Raw genomic sequence first — 12120 nt, 5'->3', positions numbered from 1 at the left:
GCTCGCGAAGCACCACTTTTCCTCCCCCGCTTCGCTCCTCCGGAAAAGCGGCACTCCGCTCGCGACTTCGGGTCCCTCCGCTTCGCTCCGGGCCCCGAAGTCTCACTGAAAAGCGCGGCCTCCGGCCGCTCTCCTCGCTGCGCTCGCCTGAGGAGAGTGACTAAGCGGGGATGGTCGAAAGGGGCCCCGCCCGACGTATGGCCGGACGGGGCTGGTCGCGCTAGAACGCGAACGTCACGGGCGGCAGCGGGTCATGCTCGGGCTTGTACTGCGGGTCCGGCTGGGGAAGCGGCGGGAACGTCTCGGCATGCTTAGGGCAGGCGTAGAGGGTCCAGCCGGACAAGGTGGCGGATTCGAGCACAGCCACCGGTATGCAGTTGTGGCGCCCTTCCTTGCAGCGGCAGCACAAGCGGTAAGACGGGGTGGGGATCATGCGAACACCCCCGCCGGCGACCAGGAACCGACCGGCAGAATCGACGCTTCGTTGAGTGCTGCGCGGCGCTCGGCTTGCCGCCGTTGTTCCTGCCGCCGCTCCTCTTCGGGGTCCAGCTTGCGATCCGGCGGCAAGACGGCGACGAACGGCCGGACGTTGTATTCGTCGTTCCACACCGGTTCGAACGCCGAGGGCAGCGGGGGCCACCACGTCGGGCGCGCCGGGCGGGCAAGTTCGGCAGCCGGTTCGTGTGCTTCGTTGGTGACGTCGTGTGCGTCCGGGATCGGTTGCGTGTTGTCGACGGGGGTGGGGCGGGCGGCGTGCTTGCCGCGCTTCGGGGCGTGCCTGCCGGTCGACTTCGGCGGGTTTAGTAGGCGCCACGTCCAAGCAAGTACGCGCGCAATAAGCTCTGTCATGTCGTCAGCTCCTGTAACCAACTCGGCTGATGGCTGCCCCGGCGGTCGTTCCCGCGACTGTCGGGGCTCTTGCGTTCGATCCACGTTACGCAACTCATCCACCCTGGTCTAGGCATGTACAGACAAGGCTAGGCATATATGCCGTTGTGTGCCGTTAGCTAGAGTCCCGTTATGACCGACCGCGTGATCAACCGCCGTATTGCTGCGCACCCGTACGAGCAGATCGCGGCGTTTCTCATCAGCGATATCGAGAGTGGCGCTCTCGCGGTCGGCGAACGCATCCCGTCGGATGCCGACCTGATGGCTTCGTACGACGTGGCCCGTGAAACCGCGCGGCGGGCAGTGGCCATCGTGCGCGCTGCGGGATATGTGGAAACCCTCCCGCAACGCGGGTCGTTCGTTCGTGCGCGCGACCAGGGCGCCGAGGTCGACTCGTCGGAGTGATCGGTTACTCGGTCTGTCGGTTGCCGAGCAGGCTCGCCCACCGTTTGGCGTGCTCGGGACTGTCGGCGCACTCGGCTGTTGCCCCGGCGACGTATGCCCGGATGCCGGCGCGGCTCGCCATGCGCCATGCCGGGAACTGGTTGAGCCACGCTCGCGCGGCTTCGGGGGTGTGGCCGGAGAACAACAGCCACATGTAGAGCCCGGCGAGTTCCGCCCACGCGGGACCGAGCACGGCGCGGCCCCAATCGACCAACACGACCTGCTTCGTGTATCCGGCTTGCCGCACCATCACGTTGGACGGCACAAGGTCGTTGTGCAGGAGATGGTTGCCGGTCAGCAGTGATCGTTGGTCGCCGGTCAGGTGCTTGGTCCACTGGTCGGCGAGTGGGGGCAGGGCGAGACCGTGCGGGGGGCGCACCTGTTGGACGTCCCGGAGCGTCGCGGCGAGATATCCGAGGTCGACGGACCCGGGCGACAGATCGGCGTTGCCGCCCTTGACGAAGCCGAACAGGAGCAGCGTCCACCCGTCCGCTTCGACGTGTCCGATCAAGGGCGCGGCGAACCGGTTCACGATCGGGGCGACCAGGGTTTCCCGCCGGCGCTGTTCGGCCGCTTCGTTGTCCTCGGTCGGTGCGCCCTTGACGAACACCTTGCCCGTGCCGGTCGTGAGCGTGGCGACGAACGGTGTGGAACCGTGCCAGGTGGTGATGGCCTCGGCTTCGAGTACCGGCCCCGTGACCGACTCGACAGCGGACCGAAGCCCCTCGGGCAACTCGGTCCACGTGTGCTGGTGCATGACGTCCTTTCGTGTCGGTCACGGGGTCGGATACCCGTTCCCTACCTGTTCTTCTTGGTCCGTACTGCCCCGCAGTGCTTGCACCGGTCCGCGTGGTTGTAGTGCCAGAAGTCGTGGTTGCAGTCGGAGCGACCGCCGGTGATTTCGTAGTCGTCGTTGCCCGCGCGCTTGATCGCGTGTTCGGCGCCCGGCTTCGGGGGCTTGATCTTGCGGGGGTGTTTCTCCGTCCGTGCCATGTGCCCTACCTCTCTCATCGGTAGTGCTCGGATGATGCAGACCCCGCCCGGTGTCCTTTCCCAAGCATCCGGGCGGGGCGACTGTGGGTCAGCGCGGCGGCTTGACCATGTACACCTCGGACGCCTTGACCATGTGCGGCATGCCGCCCCCGTCGGCGCGCACAATGAGCACCTGGTCGTTGTCGAGCCCGGCGCATTCCTCGGTCCGTTCGACCCGGCCGGTAACGAAGTCGTGTCCGCTTGCGGGCAGTGGGGCGACCCAATCGCCGACCGTGATTGGTTCGGGCACTCGGCGGGGCTCTTCGCGGGGCGACGGGGTGCGCGCAATGGCGATCACTACGCCGTCGTTGGTGACAGCGAAGTCGGTCGGGCGCTCCGCGGTTGGCCGTTTCGGCATCTGCCGCTTCCTTTCCCGGGGTTGGTGCCCGCCGCGCCGAGCTTCGGGGGTGTCCAGCTCGGCGCGGCGGGTTCGGGCGCCCTGATGTCTAGGTGCGGGCCGAGACATCAGGGCTGACTAGGTGACTGCGCGCGGCGGCTTGTCGGGGTTCGGGTAGCGGCAGCTCGGCGAGCACGCGCACGGCGGGTTCGAGGACTTGATCCCGTCGCCGAACGGCCACGGTGCCGGAGCCGAACCCGTGAAGCGCTCACGTGGCATCACAACGCGCGTGCCGTCCTGGTCGACGTGGTAGACCGCAAGCCACATCCGGCCATCGACGGCGAGATGCTTCGGGCCATGTTTGCTCAATCTCGGGTCTCGCATTTTGGCTGCGCTCCTCACACCTTGCGCGCTTCACTGCTGTGTGTGCACCGATCGTGACGGGGTGCGTGTCCACTTGGGAGTGACCTGATGTCCCACGTTCACGCGGGAATCTGTCCCATGTCTGCGTGAGAAATGGAGTGATGGCAAGTGCCGTTCGCATCGACCCACCCGGCCGCTGAACACAGACGGCTACACCAGTTCGGCGAGGCAATCCGCGAACAGCGCGAGCTTGCCGGGCTGTCGATTGCGCGGCTTGCGGAACCCTTGGGCTACTCGGTCTCGTCATGGGCGAGATACGAGACTGGTGGAACGATCCCGCGTGAGCTGCCAGCCAAACTTGACGAAGCACTCGGTACCCGAGGGATGTTCAAAACCCTGTGGAAGATGGTCAAGCACGAGCGGTTCCCCAACCGGTACCGCGACTACATGCGGCTTGAGGATGACGCTTGCGAAATTAACGAGTACGCGCCGTACCGCATCCCGGGCTTGCTACAGACCAGGGCCTATGCACGAGCGCTGTTCAGGGCAGCGAAGCCCGAGGCACCCGACCACAAGATCGATGCCAAGGTCGATGACCGCTTGAGCCGTCAAGAGCGGCTCCAAGGGGAGGATGCACCCTTCTTTTCGGCAGTCCTTGACGAAGCGATCATCCGGCGCATGGTTGGCGGCCCGACAGTCATGTGCGAACAGCTCGAAAGCCTGTTGCCGTTCATGGATCGGACCGGGTCACGGTTGCAGGTCGCGCCGTTCGAGCGCGGGGAACGTGGCGCCCTCGGTGGCGCCTTGATCTTCTTGACGCTGCCCGATGACGGGCGGATCGCGTACTTGGAAGGCATCGCCAACGGACAACTTTTGGAAGACCCGGACTCCGTGAGGCGGCAGCGACGGGCCTACGATCGAGTCATGGCCGAAGCTCTCACGCCGGGGCAATCGGCAGACCTGATCACGGCGGTAATCAAGGAGCACAAAACATGATCCGAACTGCCCCCGACCTCAACGACGCGGGTTGGTTCAAGTCGTCGCACAGCAACGATGACGGCGGTGCGTGCGTGGAAGTTGCTCCGGGCTTCGCTGCCGTCCCGGTTCGTGACTCGAAAGACCCGAGCGTCGGTCACCTGATCGTCGCCCCCGCGTCCTGGTCCGCGCTGCTGTCCACGCTGCGCACGGTCTGACGCACTACCGCGCGACCCCCGGCCATACTCGAACCGCCGGGGGTCGCCTCATGTCGCGAACTTCCTTGCAGCGCACGATATTTCGGGAACGTGAGAATGCCCCGATCCGCCGGCGGATAGCCAACGAGTCGGAGCATTGTTGCGAGCATCAACAGTTGCAAACGCCCACCAAAACAGTTCAATGAGCCGTGCTGAAATTTCCCCTCCCTGCCGCTCAGGGTGAGGCGGGGTAGGGGGTCACTGCCTGGTCGGCGGGCTCAGCTCAGCCCGGACTCACGCTCAGAGCGACGCTCGGCAGCCCATCCGCCCGGCTGCCGCTTCGCGGTCTCTCCGTTGTGACAGCGCACGCACAGCGGACGCAGACGCTCGGGTGCGTCGGGATCGCTCACGCCCTGGTCAATGAGCTGCCGCCGGGTAATCGGGTGATGGTCAGCGACAACGGCGGGTTGAGCACACAGCACACACCACGGGTTCGCGTACAGGTAGGCGCGGCGGGTCCGCTGCCAACGCACGTCATAGCTCTTGCCGTTGCTCACGCGGGACTTGTTCGCCTCCCGCTTGTGCTTGGCGCACTGCCCGCCCGAGGTCAGCTCGGGACAACCAGGGATCGGGCAAGGGGGGCGGGGTCGTCTGGGCATGGGGGGTCCAATCCCGGGCCGGGGGACAGTCGTGAATCCCCCGGCCCGTTGTGTCAGTTGGCCGCGTTCTGAATGCGGACGTGCGCCGCTTCGATCGGGAATGCGAACCCGATACGCATCGTGCCCTTCACAGCGACACGGTCACTGGTGAAGTACACGGACTTGTCGACGTCCAGCTTCGTTCCGTTGCGAATGATGGTCAGCAGTTCGCTCCGACTGACGCCGTAGACCACATCCGCCGGGGAGTACGGCGACACGAACACCGGGCGCCCGAGAATCTGCCGCCGGCCCTCTGCGGTCATATCCGAGTTGAGTAGGCCACGGTTCGAGTTCGCCTGGTCTTTCAGCTTGGCGATTTCCAGAGCCGTAGCGGCGTCCATGACCCATGCGGTGATGTTGCCGCCGGCGGCTTCGGACAGCGACAGTGCCTCTTCCAGCGGGTCAAGGTCCTTGTAGGTGACCGGCGCGGCAACCTTCGATATTCCGGCGAGAGACGCGAGACCGGAAGGGTTCGGCGCGGCAAGCACGTTCAACAGGGCTTTGTCGACGCTGTTCGCGATCTGCCGGGCAATGGACCGCCCGATCTGGTCGCCGGCGGACGGGGAACTGTCCTCGGCCATCTCCCGGCTGATCACGGTCAGCCCCGCGAACTTGGCGGGGGTCACGATGATCTCATCGAACTTGACATCGGACGGGGTGATCTCGGCCCCCTCGGCGACGGCGCCAACCGTGACATCGGAGGTGAGGAGCGGAACCCGGTAGTGCGTGCTGCCGGTTTCCACAGTCGTCCCGATCTGCATGGCTAGGGACAGTTCCCGAACGGGCTTCTCGACCAGTTCCCCGTATTCGTCGGGAAGGATGCTCTGTGCGCCGGGCGTGTTGGTGTAAATAGACATGGTTTCCTTTGTGTCTTCGGGCGTGTCGGAATGATGGTGTGGTGCGTCAGTAGTCGCGGCGGCCCGACAGCGCGGAATTCCAATCGGGCGTGTCGTAGGAGTCTTCGTCGTCGCTGCTGATCGATCCCGGCCCGGGGCCGATGACCCCCCAAATCGTGGAAGGGGCCGAGGACAGATAAGGACGTGCCTTCAAAAGCGCGTCCAGAGCGGTACCGACCTTCGCGTCATCGACGCACCCGGATTCGTTCAGCAGCGCGGAAAGCTCTTGCTTCCCGAGGTCGAACAGGTCGGCCCCGCACACGAGGCGTTCCCCGGCCTGCCGCTCGACTTCCCGGCGCAACATCGCGTCGATGCGCTTGTTCGCCGCGTCCAAGCGGCTGTGCGCCTCTTCCAGTTCCCGGCGGTCGACTTCCGGGCCAGGCGTGCCCTCGGCGGCAATGGGCGCGTCAGAAGGCGATTCAGCGGGCATGGCGGGGTTCTGCTCGGGCAACGGCTGGTCGCCGGTGTTCTCGGTCTCGTTCACGTGATTCCTTTTGGATGGTTTCGGGCATCAGAAAGCCCCCATGACTCGTCAAGGGGGAAGCGGTATCTATTGGTGAATCAGGCGGCTTGAGCGGTCCATGCCCGACGCGAGCGGTAGTCGGCTTGCTTGCAGCGGTTCGAGCAATAGCGCCGGGGGCGCCCCTGCCCCTTCCAGCCGGCGGGCTCATCGCAGCGAATGCACTGGGCATCGACGCGCATCATCGCTGCGAAGTCCTGGGCTTCTCCGTGGTCGTCCTGCGCCGTCTGGCACTCGAACCCGGCTTCGTCGTAGTAGTCGCAATACTTCTTGCGCCTGCTGGTGATCACGAAGTGCTCACCACACAGTGGGCACTGCCTGGTTGACGTACGGAAAGCGTCATCCGCCATTCGCATCTCAATCTCTCCTGGTAGCTGTGCCGTATCAGTCCGTTGTTTGCGGCTGATTACGAAGCGATCGGGTTCCTGTGTCTTTTGTTCGGTAGCGAGTCGCCAGTCGTATCGGGCCGCGCGTGACAGGCGCGCCGGGCAATGCCCGCGCGAAATCGTCTCTCAAAGGGGAGTGGGGTTCAGCGATGATCTGCGGCGGTGCGGTGTGGGCCTGTTGCCCGCGTGGAGGTGACGTGGTGGCGTTGGAAGGGCTGTTCCTTGGATGTATTAGAGAGTTCTTATAGACATCCCAGAAGCAGGCTTTTGGACGTCACCCGCGTCACCCTCGCTGATCACGCGCGCGTTCGGGGGCGGGCACTCGGTCCGCTCCGTGCGTGTCGGTGTGGGGTGCGCGGTATTCGTTGGCTACTGGGCGTAGGGAGCAGTGATGGCCTGCACGCAGGGGGTGATGCGATGACGTTGGAAGTGCCTTCCTGGGGATGTATTAGAAAGTTCTTAAGGCATCCCAGGGACAGCCCTTCCAGCGTCACCACATCACCCCCGCCGTACACGCCGACGTGCGGGCATGCCGAAGCCCCGGGAATCCGAGTGGACCCGCCGGGGCTTCGAGAAACGCACGGAACCGCTAGACAGCCACAAGGACGCGCCGACCGCCCGGTGTGAGTGGGGGTGTTTCGTCAACGATCAAGCCGTTGCGGGGCCGGGGCACCGCCGGCCAACTCGGTTCCTCCCTCACGTCGTTGTGTGGCGTGCTCGCCGAGGGCGGGGTGTTCCTGGTCGTGCTCGCCGAGGTCGACTCGGTCGGCTTGTTCGTCGGCACGCGGATGCCCGGGGCAGTCGGCACGGTCGGCCGCTCGGTCTCGGCTTCGGCAAGCCCGTCCAACTCCTCAACGATCGGGTCCAACTCGCCGGACAGTGTGAACTCGACAAGCGACTCGTCAAGCTCTCGCGGCGCCCTCGGTCCCTTGCGCACGGTGAGCTTGGCGCCGGCCTCAAGCAGCATCGCGCGCTTTCCTTCGATGTCCGCGTCTCGCCAGTCGTCGCCGTAGGTGCGGCCGGTCGGTACGATCTCGCGCCGTTCGGGGCGGGCGGGGGTCGACTCCAGTTCGGCGAGTCGGCTGTCGAGCGCGTCGTGCCGTGCCTGCCACGAGTCCCGGCCGCTCTGCGACTTCTGCCGCCCCTCTTGTTCCTGGTGTGCGTCGAACTCGGCGCGCGTGGCAGCGATTTCGGGTGCGGGGTCGTAGCCCGGGGTCACCGTCACCTTGTGGTATGGGATGTGCCCGACCCGGCGCAGGAACTCGCGTTCGACGTAGGCGTGAATCCACTCGGCGCGGATGCTCGCCGTGCCGTTGCAGTCCATGCCGCGCGACCTCGGGTTGCAGTGGTACAGGTCGTGTGCGCGCCGGTCGGACTTGCGCGAGAGGTACATGCGCTCTGTGCACGCGTGGCAGTGAACGACCCGAAGCAGCATCGCGGGGGCACTGTCGCGCCGGATGGTGCCCGAGAGCTTGTTCGCCCGAGCGGCAAGTACGGCGTTGATCGCGTCGAACTCCTCACGCGTCAGAAGCGGAGTCTCCGTAAACAGCACGGGGGCGCCCTGGGCATCCCGGACGGGCTGGTTCTTGTGCAGCTTCCACCCGAGCAATGCGGGGCTGCGCAGGATGCCGGTAACCGTGTCGCCGGTCCATGTCCAGCGCGAGAACACGCGTCCCTTCTCGCCGTGCTTCGACTTGGGCGACTTCCCGCCGAGCGGCTTTCCGACCTTCTGCGAGATGTAGTCGCGCCAGGTCAGGGCGCCCTCGGCGTTGAGCTTCGCGGCAACGGCGGACGCCGACTCGCCGGCAAGGATGCCCCGGATGATGCGGGTCAAGAGCTTCACCGCTTCGGGGTCCGGAACCAGGGTCACACCGGCGCCGTGCTCGGCGGGCATGGGAGCCGCCATGTAGCCGAACGGCAGCTTTCCGCCGGCCCATCGGAGAGGCATGGTCCGCATGGCAGCGTGCGCGCCTACGACGCGTTCCCGGATGGACGTTGCTTCGACCTGGGCCGCGAACGCGAACAGGGTCATCATGAGTTCGGCGATCGGGTCGAGCGGGTTCCGGAAGTCGAAGATGAGCCGTCCGGTACCGCCGATGCCCTCGGCGAACACCAACATGATGCGGTGCTCTTTCGCCCACGCGGCAAGGTCGCGCATGTCGCTCATGGATCGAATGGCACGGTCGAAGCGCCAGAAGATCAACGCGTCGAAGTCGTCCGGTCGGTACAGCCACTCGCCCAACTCGGGACGGTCGAACGGACCGACCTTCGACGCACTGACGTCAAGGTCGTTGGCGATCCGGTCGGCTATGTCGATGTTGAGCGCGGCGGCAGCTTGTTGGCACGCTTCGAGCTGTCGGGCGGGGCTGGTCGTCTCATCGGTAAGGACGGATAGGCGAATGGCGGCAACGCCGCGAAGCGCAAAGGTCTTCATGCTGGGGTTAGGGAGCGGTGATGGCTTCGGGGCGTTGACCTGCACTGTTGCGGACACTGGGAGACTCCCTGAGTGTTCCGCTTAGTCACTCTCGTGCGGCTCGTCGAACACTCGACGCGGGCCTGGTCGGTGGGCGCTGACGCGCCGAGACCGCAGCCGAGTCCCGCTCCCTAGGTGTCCTGAGCAGTCTTGGATACCTCGACTGGGCGGCCTGGTGGTGGAGGGCGACGAGGGGGTCACCGAGTCGGGCGAACGGCAACGCACGGGGGCGAATGCCCTGAACCCGACCACCCATCTCTTCGTCAGGTGGGCGGGCTGATCAGGCAGGCTCGCGATGGGGGCGTGCTGCAGCACCGAGGTAGCCGGAATCCGGCAGGGTCCGGTGGGGCCTGTCGAGCGTGACCCTCACACGAGGTGGTCGAACTCGCTGGCTTTGGCGCCTGCGGTGAACGCACTGCCCGGCGGCGACGACTGTGGGGTGTTCACCCGGTCGAGGGTGCCCCGTCACACGAGCACGCCCGAGGAGGAAGCCCGGGCTCGCCGGGCCCGGATGTTTCGGACGTGAGCGCGGATCGGGGGAAGGGGATTCGGTTCGCGGTTCCTGGCCCTCCGCCGGCTTGATGGCGGCACGTGGTGCGGTCAACAGTGGTCTTCGATGTAGAGCATGCGGCGACCGGGCTCGGCTCGGAACTCGTGCGCCGCGTGGCGGCCCATCGACCCCGCTCCGCCCGGGCCCTGGTACTCGTTTTCGATCCGACCCCACAGTGTGGGGCGTTCGGCCTCCGGTACGGTCCGCGGAATGATGCCGCCCAGGCCCCCCACATGACCGGCGTGGCACGGTCCTTGACGAGTCGACGGACGGCACGCACGTCCGGGCGCTTGCGGTGGAGCACCCATCGGTTCCTTGCTCGTCGACGAGCGTGATCGGACCGTCCAGATTGCCAGGGTTCGCAGAGAATCGCTGCATGAGGCGACTTTCCCAGCGAATCCGTCGTGGGCGGTGACCAGCGCCCCGGAGAACGACGAACACAGCAGTGGTACCGCGGTGTTGCCCGGGCTGCGATCCCTCGTACCGGTGCCGGCCTGCGTATAGCCGTCGCGTCTTGCCTCGCGCCACGTTGCCGACCCGAGTGAGGGCGGCGAACGGCCTTGACCGATATTCGGCTGCCTTCTTGATGTTCTCCGCCTGTGGCTGTGTGCCGAGCCGAACGTCGGGCGCCCATCAGGTCGGATTGCGTCCTGGATCGTGGTGGGGGCGCTCGTCACCGTCGGGCGTCGGGCGGCCGGGGCGGGGAGCTCAGGTTCGTGACCGCCGGTCCCCAACGTCCAGGCGGTAGACGTGGACCTCCATGTTGGCGCCCCATGGGAGGGTTCGGTGGGCCGGGACGGTGCGTACGTGGGTGGCGTCGTGAAAGCTCGTTTCGAGAGAGTCGTGGGCGATCTTGTCGTTGGTTTTGATGGCGACAAGACACGGGTGGCCGGCTCGGGCACGGCGGATGTCGGCGAGTATTTCGGGGACCGGCGGGGTCGTGCGGGTGAGGTCCAGACCGTCCGCCGTGAACGCGGAGCCCCACGGGGGTTCGATGGCGTAGGTGTCGTGGGGGCCGATCGGTGGCAGTCGGGCGATCAGGTCGCGGTAGTCGGCCAAGTGCAGGTCGATCGTGGAGCCGATGCGGTCGAGATTGTTGCGGGTTGCCGCATGGACGACCGGGTCCAACTCGGAGGCGTACACCGGATACCCGAGACGCTCCCCCAGATGGTGGCCGAAGTTCCCGGAACCGCAGAACAGGTCGACGATCATCGCGTCCTCGACCGGCGGCAGGCCCGCCTGGACCTCGGCGACCGCCTGTGCGACGGCGGTGGCGTGGGCGTCGACGCAGCATTCGATGGTGGTTCGGCCGAGGAGTCGGATGCCCTTGGCCTCCATCTCCGGAGCCGGTATGCCGTAGAGGGAAAGGCCGTTGGGGTCGCCATAGATGAGTCGTCCGGCTTCGCACAGTTCGGCGGCGGTCAGGATCCGGTTACGGGACGGACCGAGCAGGTCGTCGCGGAAGCGGAAGTACGCCTCGTGGTCGAAGGCGGGAGCTACGTTCACGGGAATTGGCTCCTGGCAGAGGTTCGGTGGCCGAACGGGGCCGGTCACAGTGCGTTCCCGAAACTAGGCGGAGCGTACTTCCGCGCGAATTGTTCGATCACCCGAACGTGCGCCCGTCAGGACGCGAACTGCCGTCCGATGTGGGCGGTTCGGGCCGAGATGGCGTATCGGGACGCGGCGTTACGCGGGCGGGAGCGGGAGCGACTACGTGCGGCGATTTCGAGTCGGGACGCGGTCGCCCGGTCCCGCGGGTTGTGGCGTCGGCGGTCGTTTGGCTCCGGCGGACTCGAATTTTGCTGTGCTCCGGAACGCGGCCGAAATCGGCCTTGCGGGAGCGGGTTCCGGCGGGGCGCACTGTTGATTTCGCAACCGGCGGGCGGAGTTGGACTTACTCCCAGTTGGTGCGTCGAGCGGCCGCGTTTTCGGCTTGCGACGGGTGGGGGGCGTGATGTGTCCGGGTGAGCGGCTGCGGTCGGGTGTTGGGTGGGTCGGGGTGTGTTCCCACCCGCGCCACCCGTTGCGGACGCGTCGGAGGGCTGCGGTTTTACGGCGACGGGGCGGCGCGGTCCGGCCTCGGGACCCCGTCCCTTTCGGCCCGCTCGCCCGCGGCCCGGCCGGCCCTTGGGTCAGGTGGGCCGGCTGCGGACGACGGCACTTCGCGCCCACGGGCTGGGCTTCGTCCGGGGGTGGGACCGGGTTGCGGTCTCGGTGCGTCTGCGCCCACCGACACGGGCTGGGCTTCACCAGGGAGCGGGACCCGGCTGCGGTCCCAGCGCGTCAGCGCCCACCGACACGGGCTGGGCTCCACCCGGGAGCCGGACCCGACTACGGTCCCAGCGCGTCAGCGCCCACCGA

The 12120-nt window shown here is 66.5% G+C and carries 15 protein-coding genes; 3 read left to right on the top strand and 12 right to left on the bottom strand.

From position 1 onward, the window contains the following. Positions 1-220: 220 nt before the first annotated feature. Positions 221-433, bottom strand: coding sequence for a hypothetical protein (locus GT354_RS47345; protein ID WP_161363974.1), 213 nt, complete (start codon positions 431-433; stop codon positions 221-223). Then, a complete protein-coding gene (locus tag GT354_RS47340; RefSeq protein ID WP_161363972.1) occupies positions 430-849 on the bottom strand; it encodes a hypothetical protein in 420 nt (139 codons plus the stop codon). Before GT354_RS47340 ends, GT354_RS47345 begins: the two co-directional genes overlap by 4 nt. Positions 850-1020: 171 nt before the next feature. Between GT354_RS47340 and GT354_RS47335 the strand changes: the two genes are divergently transcribed. Further along, entirely contained in the window at positions 1021-1293 is a 273-nt protein-coding gene (locus GT354_RS47335) for a winged helix-turn-helix domain-containing protein (protein WP_161363970.1), read from the top strand. Between the two features lie 4 nt (positions 1294-1297). Here GT354_RS47335 and GT354_RS47330 read toward each other — a convergent pair whose 3' ends face one another. The 3 genes from GT354_RS47330 to GT354_RS47320 all read right to left on the bottom strand — a co-directional run bounded on the left by GT354_RS47330 (position 1298) and on the right by GT354_RS47320 (position 2722). Next, positions 1298-2089 carry a phosphotransferase gene (locus GT354_RS47330; protein ID WP_161363968.1) on the bottom strand — a complete coding sequence of 264 codons (792 nt, stop codon included), beginning with the start codon at positions 2087-2089 and terminating at the stop codon, positions 1298-1300. A gap of 41 nt (positions 2090-2130) precedes the next feature. Next, complete coding sequence (locus GT354_RS47325; RefSeq protein ID WP_161363966.1) at positions 2131-2325, bottom strand: hypothetical protein; 195 nt, start codon at positions 2323-2325, stop codon at positions 2131-2133. 88 nt (positions 2326-2413) lie between these two features. Further along, positions 2414-2722 carry a hypothetical protein gene (locus tag GT354_RS47320; RefSeq protein WP_161363964.1) on the bottom strand — a complete coding sequence of 103 codons (309 nt, stop codon included), beginning with the start codon at positions 2720-2722 and terminating at the stop codon, positions 2414-2416. A gap of 510 nt (positions 2723-3232) precedes the next feature. On the opposite strand from GT354_RS47320, the gene GT354_RS47315 reads away from it, so the two are divergent. Next, positions 3233-4060, top strand: a complete 828-nt coding sequence (locus GT354_RS47315; protein WP_161363962.1) for a helix-turn-helix transcriptional regulator — start codon at positions 3233-3235, stop codon at positions 4058-4060. Further along, entirely contained in the window at positions 4057-4257 is a 201-nt protein-coding gene (locus tag GT354_RS47310) for a DUF397 domain-containing protein (protein ID WP_161363959.1), read from the top strand. The genes GT354_RS47315 and GT354_RS47310 overlap by 4 nt, the downstream gene beginning before the upstream one ends. Positions 4258-4514: 257 nt before the next feature. On the opposite strand, the gene GT354_RS47305 is transcribed toward GT354_RS47310, so the two are convergent. The 7 genes from GT354_RS47305 to GT354_RS47275 form a co-directional block, all read right to left on the bottom strand. Then, entirely contained in the window at positions 4515-4793 is a 279-nt protein-coding gene (locus GT354_RS47305; protein ID WP_237536164.1) for a hypothetical protein, read from the bottom strand. 155 nt (positions 4794-4948) lie between these two features. Then, positions 4949-5869, bottom strand: a complete 921-nt coding sequence (locus tag GT354_RS47300; protein WP_346012502.1) for a phage major capsid protein — start codon at positions 5867-5869, stop codon at positions 4949-4951. Next, positions 5838-6314: a hypothetical protein gene (locus GT354_RS47295; protein WP_161363954.1), complete on the bottom strand. Its 477-nt coding sequence runs from the start codon at positions 6312-6314 to the stop codon at positions 5838-5840. The genes GT354_RS47300 and GT354_RS47295 overlap by 32 nt, the downstream gene beginning before the upstream one ends. A 77-nt stretch (positions 6315-6391) precedes the next feature. Further along, positions 6392-6640 (bottom strand): hypothetical protein, encoded by a 249-nt coding sequence (locus GT354_RS47290; RefSeq protein WP_161363951.1) that lies wholly within the window; start codon positions 6638-6640, stop codon positions 6392-6394. Positions 6641-7325: 685 nt separating this feature from the next. Continuing rightward, positions 7326-9170: a recombinase family protein gene (locus GT354_RS47285; protein WP_161363949.1), complete on the bottom strand. Its 1845-nt coding sequence runs from the start codon at positions 9168-9170 to the stop codon at positions 7326-7328. 639 nt (positions 9171-9809) lie between these two features. Next, a complete protein-coding gene (locus GT354_RS55385; protein WP_237536163.1) occupies positions 9810-9992 on the bottom strand; it encodes a hypothetical protein in 183 nt (60 codons plus the stop codon). 475 nt (positions 9993-10467) lie between these two features. Further along, a complete protein-coding gene (locus GT354_RS47275) occupies positions 10468-11265 on the bottom strand; it encodes a hypothetical protein (protein WP_161363947.1) in 798 nt (265 codons plus the stop codon). Positions 11266-12120 lie beyond the last annotated feature (855 nt).

This window comes from Streptomyces sp. SID3343 (genome assembly GCF_009865215.1).
Classification (GTDB): Bacteria; Actinomycetota; Actinomycetes; order Streptomycetales; family Streptomycetaceae; genus Embleya.
This window is presented reverse-complemented; position numbering and strand designations above follow the sequence as displayed.

Bases quoted from the DNA above. Each gene is read 5' to 3' on its own strand.
- GT354_RS47345 (WP_161363974.1), bottom strand. From the start codon at position 433: ATGATCCCCACCCCGTCTTACCGCTTGTGCTGCCGCTGCAAGGAAGGG.
- GT354_RS47340 (WP_161363972.1), bottom strand. From the start codon at position 849: ATGACAGAGCTTATTGCGCGCGTACTTGCTTGGACGTGGCGCCTACTA.
- GT354_RS47335 (WP_161363970.1), top strand. From the start codon at position 1,021: ATGACCGACCGCGTGATCAACCGCCGTATTGCTGCGCACCCGTACGAG.
- GT354_RS47330 (WP_161363968.1), bottom strand. From the start codon at position 2,089: ATGCACCAGCACACGTGGACCGAGTTGCCCGAGGGGCTTCGGTCCGCT.
- GT354_RS47325 (WP_161363966.1), bottom strand. From the start codon at position 2,325: ATGGCACGGACGGAGAAACACCCCCGCAAGATCAAGCCCCCGAAGCCG.
- GT354_RS47320 (WP_161363964.1), bottom strand. From the start codon at position 2,722: ATGCCGAAACGGCCAACCGCGGAGCGCCCGACCGACTTCGCTGTCACC.
- GT354_RS47310 (WP_161363959.1), top strand. From the start codon at position 4,057: ATGATCCGAACTGCCCCCGACCTCAACGACGCGGGTTGGTTCAAGTCG.
- GT354_RS47285 (WP_161363949.1), bottom strand. From the start codon at position 9,170: ATGAAGACCTTTGCGCTTCGCGGCGTTGCCGCCATTCGCCTATCCGTC.